Consider the following 263-nt stretch of genomic DNA (forward strand, 5'->3'; position numbering starts at 1 on the left):
CGCCGACCATCAGTTCAACGGCCATCACAGCTGCCACTCAAGATGCGGCGTACAGCTACACCTTCGCGGCCGCAGATACTGATGTGGGCGATGTGCTGACATTGAGCGCGGTGACTAAACCAAGCTGGTTGAGCTTCAATGCGGCTACGGGCGTGTTAAGTGGTACGCCAAGCAATGCCGATGTGGGCGCGCACCCCGTGACATTGCGGGTGACGGACACGGATGGCTTAACCGCTGACCAGTCCTTCAGCATTACCGTGACC

General features: G+C 58.9%; 1 protein-coding gene. It reads left to right on the forward strand.

Going from position 1 to position 263, the window contains the following annotated elements; genetic code table 11:
• Nucleotides 1–263, forward strand: a 263-nt coding sequence (locus tag FW758_RS24960) for a putative Ig domain-containing protein (RefSeq protein ID WP_446446865.1), incomplete at both ends; no start/stop codon positions are given.

Source organism: Shewanella sp. 1180_01, assembly GCF_052850535.1.